19 protein-coding genes, 1 tRNA gene and 2 pseudogenes are annotated in these 23,490 nt (G+C 64.6%); 11 read left to right on the plus strand and 11 right to left on the minus strand.

The features are described 5' to 3' along the window. Positions 1-18 precede the first annotated feature (18 nt). The 4 genes from BLV47_RS15730 to BLV47_RS15745 all read left to right on the plus strand — a co-directional run bounded on the left by BLV47_RS15730 (position 19) and on the right by BLV47_RS15745 (position 5,394). Positions 19-807, plus strand: a complete 789-nt coding sequence (locus BLV47_RS15730) for an SDR family NAD(P)-dependent oxidoreductase (RefSeq protein ID WP_092315065.1) — start codon at positions 19-21, stop codon at positions 805-807. Between the two features lie 75 nt (positions 808-882). Next, positions 883-1,752 carry an alpha/beta fold hydrolase gene (locus BLV47_RS15735; protein ID WP_092315067.1) on the plus strand — a complete coding sequence of 290 codons (870 nt, stop codon included), beginning with the start codon at positions 883-885 and terminating at the stop codon, positions 1,750-1,752. Positions 1,753-1,816: 64 nt separating this feature from the next. Beyond that, positions 1,817-2,815 carry an NADP-dependent oxidoreductase gene (locus tag BLV47_RS15740; protein ID WP_092315069.1) on the plus strand — a complete coding sequence of 333 codons (999 nt, stop codon included), beginning with the start codon at positions 1,817-1,819 and terminating at the stop codon, positions 2,813-2,815. A gap of 359 nt (positions 2,816-3,174) precedes the next feature. Further along, complete coding sequence (locus BLV47_RS15745) at positions 3,175-5,394, plus strand: OsmC domain/YcaO domain-containing protein (protein ID WP_092315071.1); 2,220 nt, start codon at positions 3,175-3,177, stop codon at positions 5,392-5,394. 132 nt (positions 5,395-5,526) lie between these two features. On the opposite strand, the gene BLV47_RS15750 is transcribed toward BLV47_RS15745, so the two are convergent. Further along, the gene (locus tag BLV47_RS15750; protein ID WP_092315073.1) at positions 5,527-5,892 is read right to left on the minus strand and encodes a DUF7677 family protein; all 366 of its coding nucleotides are present in this window, start codon (positions 5,890-5,892) and stop codon (positions 5,527-5,529) included. A 190-nt stretch (positions 5,893-6,082) separates the two neighbouring features. Between BLV47_RS15750 and BLV47_RS15755 the strand changes: the two genes are divergently transcribed. The 3 genes from BLV47_RS15755 to BLV47_RS15765 all read left to right on the plus strand — a co-directional run bounded on the left by BLV47_RS15755 (position 6,083) and on the right by BLV47_RS15765 (position 9,258). After that, positions 6,083-6,931, plus strand: coding sequence for a suppressor of fused domain protein (locus tag BLV47_RS15755; protein WP_208605270.1), 849 nt, complete (start codon positions 6,083-6,085; stop codon positions 6,929-6,931). A 20-nt stretch (positions 6,932-6,951) separates the two neighbouring features. Continuing rightward, on the plus strand, positions 6,952-7,398 hold the full coding sequence (locus BLV47_RS15760) for a hypothetical protein (RefSeq protein ID WP_092315077.1): 447 nt from the start codon (positions 6,952-6,954) through the stop codon (positions 7,396-7,398). 147 nt (positions 7,399-7,545) lie between these two features. Further along, positions 7,546-9,258, plus strand: a complete 1,713-nt coding sequence (locus BLV47_RS15765) for an amidase (RefSeq protein WP_092315079.1) — start codon at positions 7,546-7,548, stop codon at positions 9,256-9,258. Between the two features lie 62 nt (positions 9,259-9,320). On the opposite strand, the gene BLV47_RS37030 is transcribed toward BLV47_RS15765, so the two are convergent. Next, positions 9,321-9,863, minus strand: coding sequence for a methyl-accepting chemotaxis protein (locus BLV47_RS37030; RefSeq protein WP_371826212.1), 543 nt, complete (start codon positions 9,861-9,863; stop codon positions 9,321-9,323). After that, a pseudogene (locus BLV47_RS37035) lies at positions 9,861-10,634 on the minus strand (PAS domain-containing protein); the annotation flags it as partial. The pseudogene BLV47_RS37035 and the gene BLV47_RS37030, both read right to left, overlap by 3 nt. Before the next feature lie 217 nt (positions 10,635-10,851). On the opposite strand from BLV47_RS37035, the gene BLV47_RS15775 reads away from it, so the two are divergent. Next, the gene (locus BLV47_RS15775; RefSeq protein WP_092315083.1) at positions 10,852-11,349 is read left to right on the plus strand and encodes a hypothetical protein; all 498 of its coding nucleotides are present in this window, start codon (positions 10,852-10,854) and stop codon (positions 11,347-11,349) included. Between the two features lie 42 nt (positions 11,350-11,391). On the opposite strand, the gene BLV47_RS15780 is transcribed toward BLV47_RS15775, so the two are convergent. The 5 genes from BLV47_RS15780 to BLV47_RS15800 form a co-directional block, all read right to left on the minus strand. Further along, the gene (locus BLV47_RS15780) at positions 11,392-13,518 is read right to left on the minus strand and encodes a TonB-dependent receptor family protein (RefSeq protein WP_092315085.1); all 2,127 of its coding nucleotides are present in this window, start codon (positions 13,516-13,518) and stop codon (positions 11,392-11,394) included. 278 nt (positions 13,519-13,796) lie between these two features. Next, positions 13,797-14,300: a hypothetical protein gene (locus BLV47_RS15785; RefSeq protein WP_092315087.1), complete on the minus strand. Its 504-nt coding sequence runs from the start codon at positions 14,298-14,300 to the stop codon at positions 13,797-13,799. Between the two features lie 128 nt (positions 14,301-14,428). Continuing rightward, a complete protein-coding gene (locus BLV47_RS15790; protein ID WP_092315089.1) occupies positions 14,429-16,003 on the minus strand; it encodes an FGGY-family carbohydrate kinase in 1,575 nt (524 codons plus the stop codon). 21 nt (positions 16,004-16,024) lie between these two features. Next, positions 16,025-17,617: a glycerol-3-phosphate dehydrogenase/oxidase gene (locus tag BLV47_RS15795; RefSeq protein WP_092315091.1), complete on the minus strand. Its 1,593-nt coding sequence runs from the start codon at positions 17,615-17,617 to the stop codon at positions 16,025-16,027. A 3-nt stretch (positions 17,618-17,620) separates the two neighbouring features. After that, the gene (locus BLV47_RS15800; protein ID WP_092315093.1) at positions 17,621-19,216 is read right to left on the minus strand and encodes an FAD-binding oxidoreductase; all 1,596 of its coding nucleotides are present in this window, start codon (positions 19,214-19,216) and stop codon (positions 17,621-17,623) included. A 228-nt stretch (positions 19,217-19,444) separates the two neighbouring features. Here BLV47_RS15800 and BLV47_RS15805 point away from each other — a divergent pair, with 228 nt between their 5' ends. Both BLV47_RS15805 and BLV47_RS15810 read left to right on the plus strand, forming a co-directional pair. Continuing rightward, entirely contained in the window at positions 19,445-20,140 is a 696-nt protein-coding gene (locus BLV47_RS15805) for a hypothetical protein (RefSeq protein ID WP_244168886.1), read from the plus strand. Between the two features lie 165 nt (positions 20,141-20,305). After that, a tRNA-Gln gene (locus tag BLV47_RS15810) sits at positions 20,306-20,380 on the plus strand. Positions 20,381-20,392: 12 nt separating this feature from the next. Here BLV47_RS15810 and BLV47_RS37040 read toward each other — a convergent pair. Further along, a pseudogene (locus BLV47_RS37040) lies at positions 20,393-21,300 on the minus strand (LysR family transcriptional regulator). A gap of 119 nt (positions 21,301-21,419) precedes the next feature. On the opposite strand from BLV47_RS37040, the gene BLV47_RS15820 reads away from it, so the two are divergent. Next, a complete protein-coding gene (locus BLV47_RS15820; protein ID WP_092315097.1) occupies positions 21,420-22,631 on the plus strand; it encodes an MFS transporter in 1,212 nt (403 codons plus the stop codon). Here BLV47_RS15820 and BLV47_RS15825 read toward each other — a convergent pair whose 3' ends face one another. Both BLV47_RS15825 and BLV47_RS15830 read right to left on the minus strand, forming a co-directional pair. Continuing rightward, entirely contained in the window at positions 22,632-22,931 is a 300-nt protein-coding gene (locus BLV47_RS15825) for a hypothetical protein (RefSeq protein WP_092315099.1), read from the minus strand. Positions 22,932-22,957: 26 nt separating this feature from the next. Beyond that, positions 22,958-23,416 (minus strand): hypothetical protein, encoded by a 459-nt coding sequence (locus tag BLV47_RS15830; RefSeq protein ID WP_092315101.1) that lies wholly within the window; start codon positions 23,414-23,416, stop codon positions 22,958-22,960. Positions 23,417-23,490 lie beyond the last annotated feature (74 nt).

Below are 23,490 nucleotides of genomic sequence, written 5' to 3' on the forward strand. Positions count from 1 at the left end.
CGAAAGAGAGATACCCCCATGAGCCCACGCCCTACCGTTCTGATCACCGGCGCCTCCACTGGCATCGGCGCCACCTACGCCGAGCGCTTCGCGCAACGCGGCCACGATCTGCTCCTGGTCGCCCGCGACCAGGCCCGCCTGGATGCACTTGCAGGCCGATTGCGCAGCGAACACGGGGTCGCCGTCGAGGTGATGAAAGCGGATTTGACCCAACTCAGCGATCTGACCAGCGTTGAAGCCCGCCTGCGCGACGACGCGCGCATCGGCATCCTGGTCAACAACGCCGGCGCCGCCCTGTCCGGCAGCTTCATCGAGCAGAGCACCGACAGCGTTGCCCAACTGATCGCCCTTAACACCACGGCGCTGGTGCGCCTGGCCAGTGCCATCGCCCCGCGCCTGGCCAAGGCCGGCGAAGGCGCGATCATCAACATCGGTTCGGTGGTGGGCCTGGCGCCGGAGTTCGGTATGACGGTGTATGGCGCGACCAAGGCTTTCGTGCTGTTCCTGTCCCAAGGCCTGAGCCTGGAACTGTCACCCCGGGGCGTGTACGTGCAGGCCGTGCTGCCGGCCGCCACCCGCACGGAAATCTGGGACCGCTCCGGCGTCGACATCAACACCCTGGACGAAATCATGGAAGTGGGCGATCTGGTAGACGCCGCGCTGGTCGGCTTCGATCGGCGCGAACCGGTAACGATCCCGCCGCTGCAACAGGCCGAACGCTGGGATGACCTGCAGAGCGCGCGTCAGGGCCTGCTGGGGCAGATCCGGCAATCCGCGGTGGCCCAGCGTTACCAGGCCCAACGGTGATCTTCAGGTAGCGAGCATTCGCGGCGGATTCACGGCAGGTACTGCGACGAATCCGATCCGCTGTTCGGAGTAGCAATGAATCCAACACAGACAACTCTCGCCCCGGCGGTACAGACCTCGTTCATCAACGCGGCGAACCAATCGATCACGGTCAGGGGCATTCCCTTCGCCTACCGCGATACCGGCCCCACCGGCGGCGTGCCGCTGGTGCTGTTCAACCATTGGGGCGCGGTGCTGGACAACTTCGACCCGGCGATCATCGATGGGCTGGCACAGACCCGGCGGGTCATCACCACCGACTATCGCGGCATCGGCGGCTCGGGTGGAACCGCGCCATTGACGGTCGGCGAAATGGCGCAAGACGCCATCGAGCTGATACAGGCCCTGGGGTTCAAGCGCGTCGATGTACTGGGCTTTTCACTTGGCGGCTTCGTCGCTCAGGACATTGCCCTCAAGGCCCCCCAGTTGGTGCGCCGCTTGATTCTCACCGGCACCGGGCCGGCCGGCGGCAGCGGTATCGACAGGGTCGGTTCGGTGACCTGGCCCTTGATGCTCAAAGGCTTGCTGACCTTGCGCGATCCCAAGGTCTACCTATTCTTCACCTCGACTGCCAATGGTCGTCGAGCCGCCTCGGAGTATCTGCAGCGCCTGAAAGCACGCAGAAAAAATCGCGACAAGCGCCCGACGCCAGCGGCTTTCCTGCGGCAGTTGCAGGCCATCACGGCCTGGGGAAAACAGACGCCAGACGATCTCGAACACCTGCAGACGCCGACGCTGGTGGTCAACGGCGACAACGATGTCATGGTGCCCAGCGGCAACTCGCGGGCCCTGGGCGAACGCATCCCCAACGCGCAGCTTGTGCTGTATGAGGACGCTGGCCACGGCAGCATTTTCCAGTACCACGCCGACTTCGTGGCCCGGGCATTGACCTTCCTTGATGACTGACGGCAGCTGGCCACAACCGCAGCAGCCCCCCCTACTGACACCAACCCAACAGAGCCGCACATCCATGAAGGCATTTTCGATTGATCGCTATGGCAAGAACAGCGGACGCCTGAGCGAAGTCCCCACGCCCAAGGTGGGGCCCCACGATGTGCTGATCGAGGTCCACGCCAGCAGCGTCAACCTGCTGGATTCAAAAATCCGCCAGGGCGAATTCAAGCTGATCCTGCCTTATAAATTGCCGCTGACATTGGGCAATGACCTGGCGGGGGTCGTGATCGAGGTCGGTCCGCAAGTGCGGCGCTTCAAGCCCGGCGATGCAGTCTATGCCCGCCCGCCGCAAGCGCGGATCGGCACCTTTGCCCAGTGGATCGCCGTGCATCAGGACGCTGTGGCCTTCAAGCCGGTCAATCTCGACATGGCGCAAGCCGCGTCCATCCCCCTGGTGGCCCTGACTGCCTGGCAGGTGCTGGTGGAAGCCGCGCAACTGAAAAAAGGCCAGAAAGTGCTGATCCATGCCGGTTCAGGCGGCGTCGGCACCCTTGCCATCCAGCTGGCCAAACACCTTGGCGCCTTTGTCGCGACCACCACCAGCACGGCGAATGTCCAATGGGTCAAAGCGTTGGGCGCCGATCAGGTGATCGACTACACGCAGCAGCACTTCGAAGACGTCCTGCACGACTACGACGTGGTGCTCAACAGCCTTGGCGGCGACGTGCTGAAGAAATCACTCCAGGTGCTCAAGCCCGGTGGCCGGCTGATTTCCATTTCCGGCCCGCCGACGCTGCAGTTCGCCCGGGAACAAGGGCTGGCCTGGCCGTTACAGCAGGTCATGCGCCTGCTGAGCTACGGCATTCGGCGCAAGGCGCGCCAACGCGACGTCAGCTACAGCTTCGTGTTCATGCGGGCCGATGGCGCCCAGCTGCAACAGATCACCGCGCTGATCGAGGCCGGCATCATCCAGCCGGTGCTTGACCGCAGCTTCAGCCTTGAATCGACGGCAGAGGCCCTGCAGTACGTCGAGCAGGGACGAGCCAAGGGCAAGGTGGTGATCAGGATCAAATGACTACAGCGCCTACCGATGACCCGACTGAATCGACGACAGCCCCTGAGCCCGACGAGGCAACGCCAGCGCAGGCGCCGGACAAGCCAGCATCGCCAGCGCAGGCGGAAGCTGTCGTGCCGCCGCAGATCCTCTGGCGCGGCTTGATGCTGGAGCCATAAGGCGAAGCACGCCGATGTGGCTGAACAAGGCGCTCATCAACGCATCACCTTGATAAAAGGCACCACGCCACCCCGTTGAAGAGACGACTCGCAGCCACCACTCGGCGCCCGTGCCCGCGCGTCGGCCCAAAAACCGCCCCACGGCGGCGCAAAATCCCGGATAATGCCCGCCATTTTTTGCTTCGCGATGCCGGTGCCCCCATGGAAATCAAGGTCAATTTTCTCGACAACCTTCGACTTGAAGCCAAGTTCGACGACTTCACGGTGGTGGCCGACCAACCGATCCGCTACAAGGGCGACGGCTCGGCGCCCGGTCCGTTCGACTATTTCCTGGCGTCCTCGGCGCTGTGCGCGGCGTACTTCGTCAAGCTGTACTGCCAGACCCGCAACATCCCCACCGATAACATCCGCCTGTCGCAGAACAACATTGTCGATCCGGAAAACCGCTACAACCAGATCTTCAAGATCCAGGTCGAACTGCCGGCGGACATCTCCGACAAGGACCGCCAGGGCATCCTGCGCTCCATCGACCGTTGCACCGTGAAGAAGGTGGTGCAGACCGGCCCCGAATTCATCATCGAGGAAGTGGACAACCTCGACGCCGACGCCCAGGCGCTGCTGATGCCGCCATCGAGCGCGGCCCAGAGCACCTACATCGCCGGCAAGGACCTGCCGCTGGAGCAGACCATCGCCAACATGTCCGGCATTCTCGCGGGCCTGGGGATGAAGATCGAAATCGCCTCGTGGCGCAACATCGTGCCCAACGTCTGGTCGCTGCATATCCGCGATGCGCAGTCGCCGATGTGCTTCACCAACGGCAAGGGCGCGACCAAGGAAAGCGCCCTGGCCTCGGCCCTGGGCGAGTTCATCGAGCGCCTGAACTGCAACTTCTTCTACAACGATCAGTTCTGGGGCGAGGAAATCGCCAACGCCGAGTTCGTGCATTACCCGGACGAGCGCTGGTTCCAGCCGGGGCGCAAGGACGAGCTGCCCAAGGAGATCCTCGACGAGCACTGCCTGGCCATCTACAACCCCGATGGCGAACTGCGCGGCTCCCACCTGTACGACACCAACTCAGGCAATATCGAGCGCGGCATCTGCTGCCTGCCCTACGTGCGCCAGTCCGACGGCGAGGTGGTGTACTTCCCCTCCAACCTGATCGAGAACCTGTTCCTCAGCAACGGCATGAGCGCCGGCAACACCCTGGCCGAAGCCCAGGTGCAGTGCCTGTCGGAAATCTTCGAGCGGGCGGTCAAGCGCCAGATCCTCGAAGGCGAGCTGGCCCTGCCGGACGTACCCCAGGAAGTGCTGGCCAAGTACCCCGGCATTCTGGCCGGCATCCAGGGCCTGGAAGAACAGGGCTTCCCGGTGCTGGTCAAGGATGCCTCCCTGGGCGGTGAATTCCCGGTGATGTGCGTGACCCTGATGAACCCGCGCACCGGCGGCGTGTTTGCGTCCTTCGGCGCGCACCCGAGCTTCGAAGTGGCGCTGGAGCGCAGCCTCACCGAACTGCTCCAGGGCCGCAGCTTCGAAGGCTTGAACGACCTGCCGCAGCCGACCTTTGAAAGCCAGGCGCTGATGGAGCCGAACAACTTCGTCGAGCACTTCATCGACTCCAGCGGCGTGGTGTCGTGGCGCTTCTTCAGCGCCAAGGCGGACTTTGAGTTCGTCGAGTGGGACTTCACCAGCCAGAGCGGCTTCAGCGAAAGGGAACAAGCCAGCGCCGAAGAAGCCGCGACCCTGTTCGGCATCCTCGAAGGCCTGGGCAAGGAAGTCTACATGGCGGTGTACCAGCACCTGGGGGCCACCGCCTGCCGCATCCTGGTGCCGGACTACTCGGAAATCTACCCGGTGGACGACCTGATCTGGGACAACACCAACAAGGCGCTGTTCTTCCGCGAGGACATCCTCAACCTGCACAGCCTGGACGAAGACGGCCTGCGCTCACTGCTGGAGCGCCTGGAAGAAAGCGAGCTGGACGACTACACCGACATCACCACCCTGATCGGCATCGAGTTCGACGACAACACCGCCTGGGGCCAGTTGACCATCCTCGAACTCAAGCTGCTGCTGCACGTGGCCCTGGGGCAATTCGACCCGGCCAAGGAGCTGGTGGAGATGTTCCTGCAATACAACGACAACACCGTCGAGCGCGGGCTGTTCTACCAGGCCCTGAACGCAGTGCTGGAAGTGCAACTGGACGACGAACTGGAGCTGGGCGACTACGAAGCCAACCTGCGGCGCATGTTCGGCAACGAACGGATGGACGCGGTGATCGGCTCGGTGGAAGGCAGCGTACGCTTTTACGGCCTGACCCCGACCAACCTGCAGCTCGAAGGCCTGGACCGTCACCTGCGCCTGATCGACAGCTACAAGAAGCTGCACGCGGCCCGGGCCCAGTGGACTGCAGCCCAGCGCTGACACTCCCCCTGCCCCTGCCCGCACTCGTAGGAGCGAGCTTGCTCGCGAAGCCCCCAAGAACGCCGCGTTCCCAGTGAACGCGGCGTTTTCGTTGGCGACCATCGCGAGCAAGCTCGCTCCTACAGTGACTCGTCAGGCCTTGCGCACCCCGGGTGGCCAGGGCTTGCGGTCCTCTCTTTCCGGCGGGCCATACAGCTCCTGCTCCCACTCCTCGAACGCCGGCACTGCGCTGTAATGCGGATCGCAATACTGGCGGATGTACTGCGCCGCGCGGTACTCGGCGTACTTGGCATTCACCGGTACCCCCTCCTCGTCCAGCTCCAGCACATTGGCAAAGATCGCGTAGGCCATCTCCAGCATGCTCGGCTCCTCGCCGAGGTCACTCCGGTAGTCGATACCTTCCAGCAGCGGGTAACCGAGGGTGCCGTTGGCGACCCAGTAACTAAAGGTTCTCAGTGCTCCGGAAAACTCCGGGCTGAGCTTTTTCGGGTAAGACATGCTGATCACTTTCCTCGGATAGCGGGCCGGGGCGGATTCTCGGGCAGCGCTATCGACAAGGCAAGGCATCAAGCAACGCGCATCCGTCGGTTTTCAAGGGCACGGCAAAACCGTCACAATGCGCGCCCCTGTTTTTCTACCCGTGCGCCCTGCACCGCATGCAGCGCACGGCCCCCGCAAGGATCGCTCGATGAACTTCCTGGAAAAGCTACTCAACGCCTTTAAAAAGCCGACGCCACAAAAGGCCGAGCCCGGCCTGGCCAGCAGTGAGCCTGGAGCTGCAGAGCAGCCCTGCAGCCAATACCAGCCAACCGAAGCGCAGCTGGCCAGCATTGCCCTGATGGAGGCCGGAGCCGCTTGCCTCGACCGCCACTGGCAAGCGGTCGGCAGCTGCGAAGCCGACGTCCTGGGCTTTGCCATCAGCCCCAGCTTCACGGGCGGCCCGCACTGGCCTTCCACCCGCCAGGCCTACCGTATCGTGCGCCGCAACGAACGCATCATCCTCGCCACCGAGGGTCTGTCCGATCCGTTCGATGGTGTGCAAGGCGACGACCTGGGCAACGGTTTCGAGATGGAGCTGTTCATCGAAACCCCGGACATCCCAACCCACGCCCAGGGCGCGGTTGGCGACGTTTCACCCTTTGCCGACAGCTGGACCTTTGAACTGCTGCGCTGCGTGGCCGGCACCGTGGCCGATGCCGGCGGCTACCGCTCGCGCCTGGAGCGCTACGGAGTGCTGTCCCTGGAACTGCCCGGGGTCAGCCAGTCGCGGGCCATGAGCGAGCAGTTGCCGGCGCACTTTGTCAGCGCCGACGACTGCGCCGGAGTGCTGATCGGCGGCCCGGCCGCGGACTTCCCGACCCGCCTGGACGACATGCCGCTGTCGCCGGTGACCCTGGTGCCGGTGGTGCTGATCACCGCCTCGGAGCTGGACTACGTGCGCAACGGCGGCGCCCAGGCCCGGGAAGACCTGGCCGCGCGGCTGAACGCCGCCGGCCTGGGCCATGTCAGCCACCTGCAGCGCGCCAGCGTGATCTGAGCCCGGGAGCCTTTGCACCGATGCACACCGCCGATGACTACTTTGCCTTTCATCTGTTCGCCGCACGCTTCCCGAATCAGGCCGAAGCTGAGCTGTTCACCTTCGAACAGTGGGAACCGGAACCTGCGGCGGATGCCAGCGCCGCCGAATTCAGCGCCTGGGAAGCACGCAACCCCAGCTGGCGCCTCAAGCAGGAACTGGGCTACTACATGGACAGCGACTTCGTCGAGCTGATCGAGCGTGAAGACGGCCCGCAATACCTGGAATCACTGATCCGCAGCGACGCCGAAAAACAGCAACTGCGCATGTGTATCGACCCCGACTACAGCCACTACATCCTTATCGGCAGTGACTCGATCCATGGCGACCGGCAATCGGATGCCCCCGGCCCCAACCAGCGCAAGCCCGAAAACACCGCAACGCTTGTTTACCTCGGCGAGTTCAACGATTCCTCTGCCCCGCGCTAAATGCTAAAAAGGCCCCCTGCTTTCCATGCCACCCCTTGTCGTGCCAAGCCGTACCACGAGAATCACCATGCACAGCCATTACCCGAACACCCGCGCGCCATTGCGCTTACTGCACCTCATCACCCACCAGCCAACGGCGGTAGCAGCATGATCGAAGTCACCGAAGTGTCCATTGCCGACCTGCGCGCCGCCCTGGAATCAGGCCGGACCACCGCCGTGGAACTGGTCCAGGCCTATCTGGCGCGGATCGACGCCTATGACGGCCCCAACACCGCCACCGCCCTCAACGCCGTGGTGGTGCGCAACCCCGAGGCACTGAAGGAGGCCGCCGCGTCCGATGAGCGTCGCGCCAAGGGCCAGACCCTGGGCCCGCTGGACGGCATTCCCTACACCGCCAAGGACAGCTACCTGGTCAAGGGCCTGACTGCCGCCTCGGGTAGCCCGGCCTTTGCCGAGCTGGTGGCCTACCGGGATGCCTTCACCATCGAGCGCCTGCGGGCTGCCGGGGCCATCTGCCTGGGCAAGACCAACATGCCGCCCATGGCCAACGGCGGCATGCAGCGCGGCGTGTATGGCCGCGCGGAAAGCCCCTATAACGCCGCTTACCTGACCGCGCCCTTTGCCTCGGGCTCCTCCAATGGCGCCGGCACCGCCACCGCCGCCAGCTTCGCCGCCTTCGGCCTGGCCGAGGAAACCTGGTCCAGCGGTCGTGGCCCGGCCTCCAACAACGGCCTGTGCGCCTACACGCCCTCGCGCGGGGTGATCTCGGTACGCGGCAACTGGCCGCTGACCCCGACCATGGACGTGGTGGTGCCCTTCGCCCGAACCATGGCCGACCTGCTGCAAGTGCTGGACGTGGTGGTGGCCGAAGACCCGGACACCCGCGGCGACCTGTGGCGTTTGCAACCCTGGGTGCCGATCCCCAGCGTGACCTCGGTGCGCCCGGCGTCCTACCCGCAACTGGCGGCCGACGCCACGGCGCTCAAGGGCAAGCGTTTTGGCGTGCCGCGCATGTACATCAACGCCGACCCCGAAGCCGGCACCAGCGACAAGCCCGGTATCGGCGGCCCTACCGGCCAGCGCATCCATACCCGGCCGTCGGTGATCAGCCTCTGGGAGCAGGCGCGCCAAGCCCTGGAAGCCGCGGGCGCCGAGGTACTGGAAGTGGACTTCCCCCTGGTGTCCAACTGCGAGGGCGACCGCCCCGGCGCGCCGACTGTGTACAACCGCGGCCTGGTGAGCAAGGAATTCCTCCATGACGAGTTGTGGGAACTCTCGGGCTGGGCCTTCGACGACTTCCTGCGGGCCAACGACGATCCCAAGCTCAACCGCCTGGCGGATGTCGACGGGCCGCAAATATTCCCCCATGACCCGGGCACCCTGCCCAACCGCGAAGACGACCTGGCCGCCGGCATGGACCAGTACGTGACCATGGCCAAGCGCGGGCTCAAGAGCTGGGACCAGATCGCCTCCCTGGCCGACGGCCTGCGCGGCCTGGAACAGACCCGGCGCATCGACCTGGAAGAATGGATGGATCGCCTGGGGCTGGACGCGGTGCTGTTCCCCACCGTGGCCGACGTTGGCCCGGCGGACGCCGACATCAATCCCGAATCGGCGGACATTGCCTGGAGCAACGGCGTGTGGGTAGCCAACGGCAACCTGGCGATCCGTCACCTGGGCGTGCCCACGGTGACCGTGCCCATGGGGGTGATGGCGGATATCGGCATGCCGGTGGGGCTGACCTTCGCCGGCCGAGCCTATGACGATTCAAGCTTGCTGCGCCTGGCGTCGGCCTTTGAGTCCACCGGCAGCAAACGGCTGATTCCGCCACGTACACCAGCCTTGTCACCCGCTCGCTAAGCGCAAAGGCCCGGGGCACCCATGAGGCGCCCCGGATCTTTACCAGCCTGACGCAGCGCAGGCTATTTCAGCTGATTGGCGAAACGCCCCACGGCCCCCACAACCTGGCGCGCACCCTCCTGGATTTCGAGAATCACCGAGCCGGCCTCGTTGGCAAGTGCCAGGCCTTCTTCGGCCTGCCCGCGACTGTTGGCCATGCCGCTTACGGCTGCATCCGCCAGACTCTGGTTCTGCTGTACAACGCTGACGATTTCTTCGGTAGCGGCGCTGGTGCGCCCGGCCAACTGCCTCACTTCATCGGCGACCACGGCAAACCCTCGACCCTGCTCACCGGCCCGCGCCGCCTCGATTGCTGCGTTGAGCGCGAGCAAGTTGGTCTGTTGGGCGATGCCGCCAATGGTCTGGACAATCGAGCTGATCAACAGCGATTGCTTGCCCAACGCTTCAATCCCGGCGGATGCCGCCTGCATTTCATCCGAGATCATGCGCATCGTTTGCACGGTGTTCTGCACCACGTCGGCGCCTCGACGGGCGCTGATGTCGGTTTGTTGAGAGATCTCGAACGCGATGGTCGCCGCCTCGTTCACCTGCTGTTCGCGAGCCACTTGATCGGTAATGACCGTGGCGAACTTGACCACCTTGTAAAGAACGCCCTGTGCGTTGTGCACCGGGTTGTAGGTCGCTTCCAGCCAAACGACTCGACCATGGGCATCGACTCGCTTGAAACGGTCAGCCACGAATTCACCGCGATTGAGGGTCGCCCAGAACTCCTTGTAATGACTGGACGCAGCATCGGCGGGGTCGCAGAACATGCTGTGGTGCTTGCCTTTGATTTGCGAGAGTTGATAGCCCATTGAGCGCAGAAACTGCTCGTTTGCTTGCAGGACATGGCCTTGAAGATCGAACTCGATCACCGCCGTGGAGCGCAGCAGCGCTTGAATAAACGCCGAATTCTCCGCCGAAGTGTCAACGGTCTCGGTGATGTTCGAACCAAAGGCATGGATACTTTCCAATTGCCCCTGTTGATTGACAATCGGCTGCCAGAGGCCACGGAACCACGACAGTCCACCATCGGGACGCTGAAAACGGTAAGTGTCGATAACCGCGTCATGGTTGTTCACGCTGTCGAGCAAACGACGATAACAATCCATCTGTCGCACATACGTCGGAATGAAATTGTCGAGCGGTTTGTTCAGCACTTGGTTGGCGTCACACCCCAACATGTTCAGAAAGCCTTCATTGGCATCTATAACGTTGTAGTTGGCGTCAAGGACCGCGCGCACAAGGCAAGTCTCAATTCCGTTGAGCAACTGTCGAGCCACTGAAAGCTCCGACTGAAGAGACTGCAACTGCATTTTCAACCGAGTATTGAACATGGGCGCATCCTGCTAAAGGAGAGACTCTTTGCTATCGGCAACCGTTGGGGGTTTGTTTTCAGCTTTTTTATGCTGCAAAAACACTATAGAAGCATTGTTTGCAGCGCTCCATTTTCTCCCCTGATATAAAGTCATGCACCCAGCCTGGTGGTTACCATCCATGCGCCACGCCACTAGCGCCCTTCCCCCACGCACCGCCCGAGCCGGACCACTCACCATGACCACACACCGCATTACCCTCGCCAACGGCTGGATTGCCGAATTTGCCGAACAAGGTGAATTTCGCATGGGCGCCATCAGTTGGAACCTGCACCTGCGCGGCCCCGAGCAACAGGCCATCCGCTATTTCGAAACCCAGATCGTGCTGGTCAACGATGAGGATGGCGAGCAGGCGCAAAACGCCATCAGCCTCTCCGAGGACGGGGTCTACGGGTACCTGGGCAACGGCATGAGTCACGGCTGGGTGATCGACTTTTCCCGCGGCATGATCGCGCCCCACCGGGTCACGATCAGCCATTACCACCACGCCTATGACGAGTACATTTCGCTACTGGAGCAACCGGCGTACAAGCGCATGCGGGAGTACATCAGTGTCATCGGTCGCACCGTCTACCTGACCTTTCCCTTCACCCGGGACGAAGACTTCCCCAAGGTCTGGAACGAGTACCTGGTGATCCGCCGACGGCAGCTGGACGAGTTGTATTTCCGCAATTGAGCCCGGGCCCGCAGCGATCGTGCGGACTGACGATCCAGCGCTTCAGCGCAAGCTCCAGGACACCCCCAGGTACACCCCCAACCCTTCCCCTGGCGTCGAGCGCGCCGCGTCCAGCCCCTTGTCGTCGTAGCCCGGGGTGACCGTGGCGGCGTAGCGCTTGTCGGTGAGGTTGCGCAGATCGACCCAGGTCTGCCAGTCGTTCTTCGGCGCGTTGTAGCCCAGGGTGGCGCCGAACAGTGCGTAAGGATCGGCGTAGTAGCTGTTGGCGTAGTCCACCGCCACCTTCGACACCAGTTGGGTATTGACCGCGGCGAAGAAGCCCAGGGGCCAGTCGTAGCGCAGCTCGCCCTGGTAGTAGTGCATGGGCAGGCCCGGCAGGCGGTTGTCGCCAAAGCGCGCGTCGTCGCGGTAGTGGAAATCGCTGAAGCTGTAGGCCTGGCGCAGGCTCAAGCGGCCCACGCCCGGGCGCGACCACAGCTCGCTGTGCAGACTGGCTTCCACGCCCTGGTGCACCGTGGGGCTGGCGTTGAGTTCATAGGGCGTGGTGGCGCTGGGATCGGGCAGTACCGAGAGCAGCTCGTGGCGCACCTGGGCGTAGTACCAGGCCAGGCTCCATTGCCCCAGGCCACTGTCGCCACGGCCGCCCAGTTCCAGGGTGGTGGCGGTCTGGTTGCGCAGTTTGATCGGATCGCGCTGGGCGCCGCTGGCCGCTCCGCTGCCGGCCGGGAAACGCAGGTTCGAGCTGTAGATCAGCGACCAGGGGTGCGGCGCTTCCACCGAACGGCTGAGGTTGCCGAACAGTTGCACATCCGGCGTCAACTGGTAGCGCAGGCCCAGGCGCGGCGCGTAGTCCCAGTCGCCAAGGCTGGTCTTGCCGCCGCCCTCGGGGTAGGTCACCGCGCTTTCGCGACGGGTGTAGATGGCCGCAAGCCCCGTGGTCAGCCACAGGTCGTCGGCGATCTCCAGGTCATTGCCCACATGCAGCACGGTGTCCGAGCCCTGGTAGGTGAAATTGCGCATCCGCGTGCCCGGCGCATAGGTCTTGGTGTTGCCCGTGGGAATTCGCACAAACTCGCTGGCGCCGTCATTGGGCAGGTGCTTGGTCACCCGCAGGCCCAGAGTGCTGCGGCTTTCCATGCCCCAGAGGCTGTCGCGGCGCTTGTAGTCCAGGGTGCCGCTGACGTCGCTGTAGGCCACCTTCAGGCGGTTGGGGCCTTCGCGCAGGTCCATGGGGTAGTCGTGGTAGACCAGGCCGGTCTGGATGCTTGAATCATCGTCGATGTAGTAGGTGGTCTTGTTGCCGACAAAGGTGCTGCCGGGCTGCTTGCGCCGGTCGTCGCGACTGACATAGGCCGGGTTGGCCGCCCGCGGGTCGTGTTCGATGGAGCGCTTGGTCACGCGCCCGGCCAGGTCGTTGTCGGTTTCGCGGTAGCGCAGGTAGAAGCGGGTTTCCAGGTTCGGGTTGAAGCGGTAGCCGAAGTTGCCGATCACCCCGCGGCTCTCGCTGCGGGTGTGGTCTTGGTAACCGTCGGCGTTGGCGTCGGTCAGCGAGAGGTAGTAGTCGAAATCTCCCAGCACCTGCCCGGAGCTGACCTGACGCTGCTGATAACCGTGGCTGCCGGTGGCGTAGCGCACCTGCAACCGCGGCGCGTCGTAGCCGGTGTGGCTGATGTAGTCGATGGCCCCGCCCAGGGCCAGGGCCCCACGGTCGAAACCATTGGCGCCGCGCAGCACCTCTACGTGGTCGACCCACAGGGGTTCCAGCAATTCATAGGGCGTACCGCCGGGGCCGGTCAGCGGCAGACCGTCGAGCATCGTGTACAGCCCCGAGGCATGGGCGCCCGGCGCGCGGTTGATGCCCGAACCGCGGATCGAGATCTTCACCCCCTCGTTGCCCGCCGACTGGGCGTAAACCCCGGGCTGATAAGCCAGCACGTCCTGGTTGCTGGCCACCCGGCCCTGCAGCGGCTGGCGCATATCCACCAGGTTGCTCCCGCCCGGCACCTGGGCCAGCCGTGCCTGGGCCTCTTCCACCCCCTGCCCCTCGCCTGTCGGCTCCTGCCCCAGCACCTGCGCCGGCGCCAGCTCCACGGCGCGGGTTTCGGCAAGCGCCGGGCAGGCAAGGGCCAGGCCCAGCAGGACCGTGGGCAAGGATTTTGGGGAAGACATCAAGAAAACTCCAACCGGCAGAAAGGGGCAATGCAAGTTGCGACGCAGGAAAGAACCAGGAGAACACAGGGAAACCGGGCTTTTTTTCGCCAGGAAGCGAGATGTCGGCAAGCACGCTTTCACTGGCAGAAGAACTGGGTGCAGCAGGCAGCCCTAACGGTACCTGGCCACGTCGCAAAGCGCACCACCAAGGCAGGGCTGGGCTGAGTACGTTTCAATGAACGCAAAGAACGTCGCCGGTCCTTTGGCCCGACGGTCTTAGCTCACCGCCTCTTCACTCACGCCTCACCCTGGGCCTTTTTGCTGCCCTTGATGTTCTCGATCAGGTCGACCACGTAGTTCTGGTTGAAGCCCGCGACAAAGGACCAGAACAGCAACTTGCCGTAGGCGGCATAGCCGTCGGCGTGCTGGCAGAAAATCACATAGAAGCTGTTGTCCGGATACCTGCAGCTCTTGTCACTGACGATCTGCGGAAACAGTTCGCCTTGCACCACGCCGGAGATAAACAGGATGTACAGCAAGCCCGCGAGGATGCCGCCGATGAACGACGGCAGCAGCACGTTGAACCAGGAGCGGCACAGGCTGACGACCTCCTCCTCGCTGAGGTGCGACAGTTGCCGGTGAAAGCCTACGTAGCCGCCGATATTGCCAACGATGAACACCACCGAGGGAATGGTGTAGCCGTCGGCCATGGCGACCGCCACCAGGGACGCCGCCAACAGCAGCACAAAGATGATGAACAGTCGCTTCCAGAGGATGTTCAGCGCGTCCTGGCGGTTCATGTTCGGCTCACCGGTTCAGGTTGTCGTAGGGTTCCGTCCACCTGGATGACGATAGTTGAGCCGTGCCGTGCGGGAGTGTTTTTTCGACCGGGAACCCTTGCCCCTGCTGGCCGGCGCCCGCCGTGCCCTCAGGCCGGGTAGCCGGTGATCTGACGAATGCTCTGGTACAGCGGCTTGAGCTGGCGATACATGCGCAGGTAGACCTCGCGGTATAGCCGCTGGTACATCTGCTGCGCCTGCGGTTGCGGCTCGAACACCGCGCCGACCCGGGTCATGGCGCTGATCGCCGTGGGGAAGTCCGGGTACAGCCCCAGGCCCACCGCACAGGCAATCACCGCCCCCAGGCCCGAGGCTTCATAGACATGGGGGCGCTCCACCGGCAGGCCGAAGATGTCCGCGGTCAGTTGCATGGCCGCGTCGCTCTGCGAGCCGCCGCCGGCCACCCGCAGGCGGGTGATCTTCAGCTTGGAGCGTTGCTCCATGCGCTCCATGCCCTGGCGCAAGGCATAGGCAAGGCCTTCGAGGATCGCCCGGTAGATATGCGCCCGGGTGTGCACGTCGCCAAAGCCGATCATCGCGCCCTTGGCCTCCATGCCCGGCTCGCGGATGCCCGGCGACCAGTAGGGCTGCAGGGTCAGGCCCATGGACCCGGGCGGCACCGCCTGCACCAGGGCGTCGAACAGCTGTTCCGGCTCCAGCCCCTGCTCCGCCGCCTGCTGCACTTCCCGCAGGCCGAACTGCTGCTTGAACCAGCTGACCATCCAGTAGCCGCGAAAGATCATCACCTCGCAGTTGTAGTGATCCGGCACCGCCGCCGGGTACGGCGGAATCAGCGGCACCACTTCCAGGTAGCGCGAACGGGTGGTGGTGATGGTGGCCGTGGTGCCATAGGACAGGCAGGCGGTGGTCGAGTCCTGGACGCCCGAGCCGAGCACCTCACAGGCCTTGTCGGCACCGGCGGCGATCAGCGCCAGCCCCTCCGGTATGCCGGTGTGGCGGCTGGCCTCGGCGCTGATCCGGCCCAGGGTTTCACCGGGCTTGAGCAGGGTTGGCAGTTGCTCCTGGCGCACCGCCAGGGCCTGCCATTTCCAGTCGCTGGGGGCGGCCCAGCGCAGGCGCTTGTAGTCAAAGGGCAAGTAGCCCACGCAGCAGCCCACCGAGTCGACGAAGTTGCCGGTCAGGCGATGGGTGAGAAAGCCCGAGAGCAGCAGGAACTTGTCGGTAGCGGCCCAGATTTCGGGCTGCTGCTGGGCCACCCAGTTGGCTTCGGCCTGGGCCCGGAAATAGTCCACCGTGGCCTCGGCGCCGATCAATTTGAACAACCAGCCCCAGGGCCCCTTGATGCGGCCCTCGACGTCGGCCTGGCGCTGGTCGAGCCAGAGAATCGCCGGACGCAGGGCTCGGCCCTGGGCATCGACATTGATCAGGGTGCCGCGCTGGGTGGTCAGGGACACACCACGGATCCGCGAACGGTCGATGCCGGTCTGCTGCCAGAGCAGTTGGCAGGCTTGGCCAAGCTTGGCCCAGTAATAGTCCGGGTCCTGTTCGGCCCAGCCGGGCTGCTTCGAGTAATAGGCCTCAAGCTCGATCTTGCCCTTGCCCACCAGGTTTCCCTCAAGGTCGAACAGCAGTGCGCGCACGCTCTGGGTGCCGTTGTCGATGGCCAGCAGGTAGTCCTGTTTCTTGTTGTTGTGGTTGTCCATGGGGCTCTCTGAGTCGGGGCGTCAATCGGTGGTGGGCGGCAGGCTGTGCTGGCGCTGCCAGAGCAGCCGGTAGCGCTGTTCTTCGGCCTGCCAACGGGCGTCGTCCCAGCCCAGTCGAGGCTGGCACAGGCGGCGGATGGCCGGCAGGTACTGGGCCGCGCCCTCGGCCAGCAGCAGGCCGATACGGGTCCGACGCAGCAGCAGGTCGTCCAGGTGCAGGACCAACTCCGTCTCGGCGGCCAGCGCCAGCTCGGCCCACAGGGTGTCGCTGGCACCGATGCAGTCGCCGCCCAGGTTCGCCACCTGTTGCGCCAGGCGCGGCAGGTCGCGGCCGTAGCGGCCGGCCAGGCGTCGTGTCTGGGCACGACTCAGGCCGGGGATGTCCAGCGCGGCCACGGGCGCCAACACCGGGGCGCCGTCATCCAGCACTTCACGCCCGAGCATCGCCCCGCAGGCTTGCAGCACTTCGATGGCCTGGGGGCGGAAGGTGGTGAGCTTGCCGCCCGCCAGGGTCACGCAGCCGGGCTCCTGCCACAGCACGTGTTCACGGGTGGCATTGGACGGCTTGCCCTGCTGCCCTTCGCTACCCGCCACCACCGGGCGCACCCCGGCCCAGGTCGACAGCACGTCCCCGGGACCGATCTGAGCCTGGGGAAACTGCTGGGCGCAGGCGGCCAGCAGATAGCGCAGCTCTTCCTGGCTGATGCTGGCGCTCTGGTCCAGGTCGTCGCGGTGATCGAGGTCGGTGGTGCCCACCACGGTGGCGCCTTCCCAGGGGAAGACGAACACCGGCCGCCGATCCTCGCCATGCATGAAGCTCAACGCCTGGGCCACCGGCAGGCGCCAGCCCGGCAGCAGCAGGTGACTGCCGCGCAACGGCCGCAACTGCCGACGGCTGCTGGCCGGGCGCAGGCGCTCGGCCCAGGCCCCGGTGGCCACCGCCAGGACCGTGCAGTCCAGGGTGAGCACGGCGCCTGTTTCACTGTCTTCGATCGCCACCCCGCACACTCGCCCGTTCTCCCGCAGCAGGCGGGTCACCCGCAGGCCATTGAGGGCCACGGCGCCGTCGGCCCGGGCCTCGGCCAGCACCCGCATCACCAATCGCGCATCGTCGGTCAGGGCATCGAGAAAGCTGGTGCCACCGAGCAACCCCGGTTCCTTGACCCCGGGGGCCAGGTACTGCAGTTGCCGGGCGTCGTGAAAGCGATGATTGCGCCGCCCGGCAATGGCGTCATACAGGCTCAGCAAGCCGCCAAACAGCTTGGGCCCGGGAAACTGGCCGTGGTAATGGGGCATCAGGAAACTCATCGGCTCCACCAGCCCCGGGGCCTCCTGCAACAGCCGCTGGCGCTCGCGCACCGAATCCCGAGTCAGGCGCCACTGGCCCTTGGCGATATAGCGCAAACCGCCATGGACCATCTTCGAAGAACGGCTGGAAGTGCCCCAGGCAAAGTCCCGCTGCTCCAGCAACAGGCAGCGCCAGCCGCGCCGCGCCGCCTCACGCAGAATCCCGGCGCCGCTGATGCCGCCGCCGATCACGATCAGGTCCCAGGGTTGGGTCGCCAACCCGGGCAGCGCCTGCTGGCGCCACTGGGCATTCCAGTCCTGGTTCATGGCTCACTGCTCCAGCAAGGTGCCGGGATTGAGGCGCCCGGCCGGGTCGAAGTGGCGACTCAGGGCCTGCAGCGCATCAATGGCCAGCGGGCCCTTTTCCCGCAGCAGGTAAGGCGCGTGGTCCTTGCCCACACCGTGCTGGTGGCTGATGGTGCCGTGGTGATTGACGATGGTCTGGCTGGCAGCGTGCTTGAGCGCCTGCCAGCGGGCCAGGGTCGCCGGGTACTGGGCGTCCGGGCGGAACACGTAGGTGGTGTAGATGCTCGACCCTTCGCCATAGACATGGGACAGGTGGGTGAACACATGCACCTGCTCGCCCTCGGCGGCCAGGCCATCGCGCAGGCTGCCCTCGATGCGCTGCAACAGGTGGTCGACATGGCTCCAGTCGGTGGCGGTTTCCAGGGTGTCCACCAGGTAGCCGGCGTTCCACAGGCTTTCCCGCAGGTAGGGAAAGCGAAAGCGGTTCTGCGCCCATTTCTTGCCCAGCAAGGTGCCGGTGAACACCCCGCCGAAGGCCTTGAGATGCTGGCGCGCATGGCGCAGGGACAGGGCATTCTGCTGGCGCTTGCCGGTCACGCCGAAGGTCAGCAGGCACTTGCCCACCCCGGCGCCGCGCAGGGCCAGGTATTTTTCCAGCCAGGCGATTTGCCTCGGGTGGCCGGCCAGGGCCAGTTGGGTTTCGGTTTCCAGGGCATTGGACAGGCGCAGCATCGACAACGGCACCCGGGCCTGGGCCAGGGCCCGCACCGCCTGCAGAGCCTGGGACCAGTCGGGCAGGAACACCCCATAGAAGCGCTCGTCGTCCGGCAGGCGGCTGACCCGCACCTTGACCTCGGAAATGATCCCGAAGCGCCCTTCACTGCCCAGCACCACCTCGCGCATATCCGGCCCGGCGGCGGACGCCGGAAAGCTGGCGATGGGCATCGGCCCGGCAAAGGTTTCCAGGGTGCCACCGGCGAACAACTGCTCGATGCGCCCGTAGCGCAGCGACTGCTGGCCACTGGAACGACTGGCGACCCAGCCACCCAGGGTCGACAGTTCCCAGGACTGAGGGAAATGCCCCAGGGTGTAGCCCCGGGCGCGCAGCTGGCTTTCCACCTGCGGGCCGCTGGCACCGGGGCCGAAGGTCGCCAGCAGGCTGTCTTCGTCCAGCTCCAGCAGGCGGCTCATGCGCGCCAGGGATACGGTCAGCACCGGCCGCTCGGACCAGGGCGGATTGATATGCCCGGCCACCGAAGTGCCGCCGCCATAGGGAATCAGGCACAGGTCGCGATCCTCGGCCAGGGCCAGCAACTGACGGATCTGCTCGGCGGTTTCCGGGAAGGCCACGGCATCGGGGTAGACCCCCAGCTCGCCTTCGCGCAGCGCCAGCCAGTCCGGCAGGCTCTGACCGCGGGCATGCAGCAGGCGTTCCTGGGGATCAATGCAGTACAGCGGGTGGGCAGCCAGGCGAGAGAGCGGCACCTTGGCCAGCGCCTGCTCCAGGGTCGCCTCCGGCAAGCGACGCCCCGGCCCCAGGCGCTCGGCGAGAAACCCCGCGCCCTGGGCCGGTAATTCAACCACCGTGGATGCATCCCCCCAGCCGTTCCAGCGTCGCATACGTGTGTCCTTGTGCTGTTCTTATTGGTCTTACGTCAGGCTCCCTATACTAGTGCGCGGCTGGCAGCTGTCACGGGCGCATCGCGCCAGGGGAAGTAGCCGATTGAGTCATGCCTGGCCACAGGCGTCTGTGTCGTGGTGCTACGCCACCAATACCACGTGACATTTCTCGCCCCACCGCGAAAAATCCGCGCTGTCGATCCACAGAGCCCAGCCATGCCAGCGCCCATGAGAACCCTTGCCCCCCTGTTCTGGTCCCCGGACCTGGGTATCGACTATGCAGCCCCGAGCCTGAGCCTTGATCAGTTGCTGCCCAAAGTGGGGCAAACAGCCTCGGCCTACTTCGAACGCCTGGACCACATCCTGCCCGGCGAAACCCTGCAACTGATCTGGTGCCCGCCGGTTTCCGACCTCAATGGCTGGAGCGAACAGCCATCGGAAATCGCTCAAAGCCACCTATTGCGGGTCAGGATCGACGGGCCGGCGCCCATGCCCCCTGCCCCCTTGCTGGATATCCACCAGGGGCAGCAGCGCTACCGCTTCCAGGTGCTGTCCTGCACGCCGTTGCTGGCATTCCTGCAGACACAGCCGCTCGACCCGGCGGCCTGGCAGCTGGCCAGGATCGGCGACGAACACGGCAATACCAACCTGAACTGGGACGCGCCGCGCTGGTGCGCTCGCGCCCAGGTCCAGGGGCTGACCTACCTGGTGGCTGGCGACGGTCACGAAGGCCATATGCAAATGCTGCTTGAAGTGGGTGAGCAGCAGTGGGTGGGACTGCTCTCGGTGTACCTGAGCCCGGGCGGCAACGACTATGACTTGGGCCGGCGCGTGCTCGAGGGCGCCGAGCTGCGGAGCATTCGCCAGGCGCTGGCCAAGGCCCGGCCACTGAGTGATTCACAGGATGCCTATCTGGAGCGTTGAAGCCTGGCGGGAAAAAATCGGGAAAAACACTAAGCAACTGTTTTTCAAACTGATTTTTTTGCACTGGGGGCTTCCCAGGGCGCGTATTAGTTGGTAAATTTGCGCCCATTCTTGCAGCGGCCCTCCCCGGACCGGCAGTCAAAGCAAGTAACGTCGCAGTACTACAGGGGCGTCGCCAAGCGGTAAGGCAGCAGGTTTTGATCCTGCCATGCGTTGGTTCGAATCCAGCCGCCCCTGCCATTTTCTTTCTGTCTATCCCATCAAGTGTTCTGCCAACAGCTCCAGCAAGGCGCTGACCTTGGGCAATGCCTGACGATTCTTCAGCCATAACAGATGGATGGCGTGCCCCTGGGTTGCACACTGCGGCAGTACCTGCACCAGGCTGCCCTCATCCAACTGGCGCTTGACCAGCCACGACGGCAACTGGGCGATCCCGTAACCCGCCATCACCGCCATCAACAGCCCCTGGCCATCCCCCACCACGCAAGCGGCCGGCACCACCCGACGCTCGATCTCCCTGGCCGGCTGCCGGGAAAAGTCCAGGGGTTGACCCGTCCATCCACCCAGCCGTAGGCAATGCAGCGGTGCCGCAGCAGATCGGCATCGGTCAAGGGCGTGCCCTGATGCTGCAGGTACGCCGGGGAGGCACAGAACAGATGCCGCTCGTGGCCCAGTTGACGATGCCCCAGGGCGACGGGCCACTGCTCGGGCCCGCCGAGCCGCACGGCAATATCGACACCGGCCTCAAGGGGATCGACAAAGGCATCGGCAAAGGTCACGTGGGGTTGCAGCAAGGGGTGTTCCCGGGCAAAGCGCAAGATCAGCTCCAGCACTTGAGTGCGGCCAAAGGCCCCCGGCAGATCGACCCGCACCTTGCCCCGCAGCTCGGTGTTTTCCGCCTGCAACGCCCACTCGGCCTCTTGCAGGTCGGCCAGTACCCCGGTGCAGGTGCGATAGAAGGCCTGCCCCGCATCGGTCAGCGCCAGGCTGCGGGTGGTGCGTTGCAACAGCCGGGCCTGCAGGCGGCTTTCCAGCCGGGCAATGGCCTTGCTGACGGCGGACGGCGTCAGGTTCAGACGCTCGGCAGCAGCCTTGAAGCTGCCGGAGTCGGCCACACAGACAAAAACATCGATGCCCTTCAGGCGTTCGGAAGCAAACATGCAACGTCCTTATTCATGAATCAGTTTCCATTCACTCAAGAAAAATCATCATAAAACAGAAGCCAATTCCTCAGTAAGCTCAAGCCCCGACTCAACCTGCACCCTTTGAAGAGGCATGGATGCTGCGCACCCTGAACAACTACCCGGGCACCATCAAGCTGTTGCTGTCGGGTTCGCTGATCCTGACCCTGGCGCGAGCCATCACCCTGCCCTATCTGGTGATCTACCTGTCCACCCGCTACGCCCTGAGCGTCGCCGACATCGGCCTGGTGATCGGCAGCAGCCTGATCGTCGGCTCGTTGTTGAGCCTCTACGGCGGTTACCTGGTGGATCGGATCGCCAGCTACCGGCTGATCCTGGCCTGCGTCGCCGTCTTCACCCTGGGCTTTATCGGCGCCTTTGCCGCCCCCGCCCTGTGGCTGCTCTACCTGTGCCTGGTGTCGATCAACCTCGCCTATGCGGTGTTCGATATCGCGGTCAAGGCCGGTGTTGCCCAGCAACTGGCGGTGACCGAACGCAGTGCAGTGTTCTCGATCAAGTACACCCTGACCAACATCGGTTATGCCGTTGGCCCGTTGCTCGGCGCCTGGCTGGCCCAGCAAGGCATCAACCTGCCCTTTGTAACGTCGAGCGCCCTGGCAGCGGGATTCTTTGCCCTGTACCTGACACAGGGCGACAGGCAACTCCAGTCTGGCGCCAGCCCCCATCAACCCCTGTCCTTTCTCGCGCTGGGTCGCCAACTGCTGCGGGATTACCGGCTGATCTGCTTCACCCTTGGCGGCTTGCTCAGCGCGGTGGTCTTCGGCCAGTTCTCGGCCTATCTGTCGCAGTACCTGGTGGTTACCGAGTCCGCGCAAGTCGCCTACAGCACCATCAGCACCCTGGTGGCGACCAATGCGTTGCTGGTCATTGCCCTGCAGTACGCCATTGGCCGCAGGATTACCCCCAACCACCTGAAGCAGTGGCTGGCGGCGGGCCTGGGCCTGTTCCTGCTGGGGGTCGCCGGCTTCGCCCTGTCCACCAGCCTGCCGCTGTGGGTGCTGTCGATGGTGGTGTTCACCCTGGGGGAAATCATCGTGTTTCCTGCCGAATACATGTTCATCGACCTGATCGCCCCCGAGCACCTGCGAGGCCTGTACTACGGCGCACAGAACCTCTCCAGCCTCGGCGGCGCCCTGGGCCCGATCCTCTGCGGCATGGTCCTGGCGAGCCAGCCGGCGCAGTGGATCTTCTACATGCTGGGGGCGTTCATTGTCGCCGGCGGGCTGTTCTACTGGCTGGGCGCGGCCAGGCTGGAGCCGGCAAGGAACACGGCCAGGGCCGGCACCTGATCATCGCCCAAGGGGCATGCCCAGGCGCACGGCGATCCGCGCCACGGCGGCCCGACAGGATGCCGAGATTGCCAGTGGCGGCTCATCGATCATGTACAGCAGATGCTCGAAGGCGATGCCGGCCTCGTTGTGCGCGAGGTAGTCCAGCACGATCTCCCGCCCGTGTTCCCGCCCCGCCTGGGCCAGTACATGATCGTCCGCCACTGGACCGAGCTGCTGATAGGCGCTGGCCATCAGCCTGGACACCTCGTCCAGCGCCTCGATGAAATCGGCTCGCAGTTCAGTTAGCTGATCCGGCATACCGCAACACTCCATGATTGATGACCCTACGGGGCTTGCCGGCCTGAAGGCGCACCAGGTGCCGAGCAACCCTGTGCGAGCAGCCCTAGCACTTTGCGCCTGACCTGCTTGGCAATGGCTGCAAACCCCTTCCCGGTCCCCCGGTTGCGGGTCGAATGGTTCAGGGTGTCGCTGACATCCTGCCAGCACTCCAGCGACTCGACCCGCTGATGGGCTGGGTCGGTATCGATCTCGAATTCAATGAAACGCTCATCCTGGGTCAGCAACAGGCCAAACAGGCTGGACATCCCGGGGAAGTCGACCTCCAGTTGCAGCACCACGGTTGCCGCCCAATCGACACCCCGTGCCCGAGCGCATTCCATCAGGGCGACAGGAACGCCCTCGTTGCGCCAGGCCAGTGCGCAACGCTCAAGCCGATAGGCATCGAGGGCGTTCTGCTCTTGAACATTGAGCTGACGTTTTTTCAGAAGACGCTGGATATCCATGCCTGCTCTATTTCCGCTAACCGCCGGTAAGGGCCGATGATTATGCCATTGCGCCAGCAGCGATTTGCAGGCCA

This window comes from Pseudomonas saponiphila (assembly GCF_900105185.1).
Taxonomy (GTDB): Bacteria; Pseudomonadota; Gammaproteobacteria; order Pseudomonadales; family Pseudomonadaceae; genus Aquipseudomonas; species Aquipseudomonas saponiphila.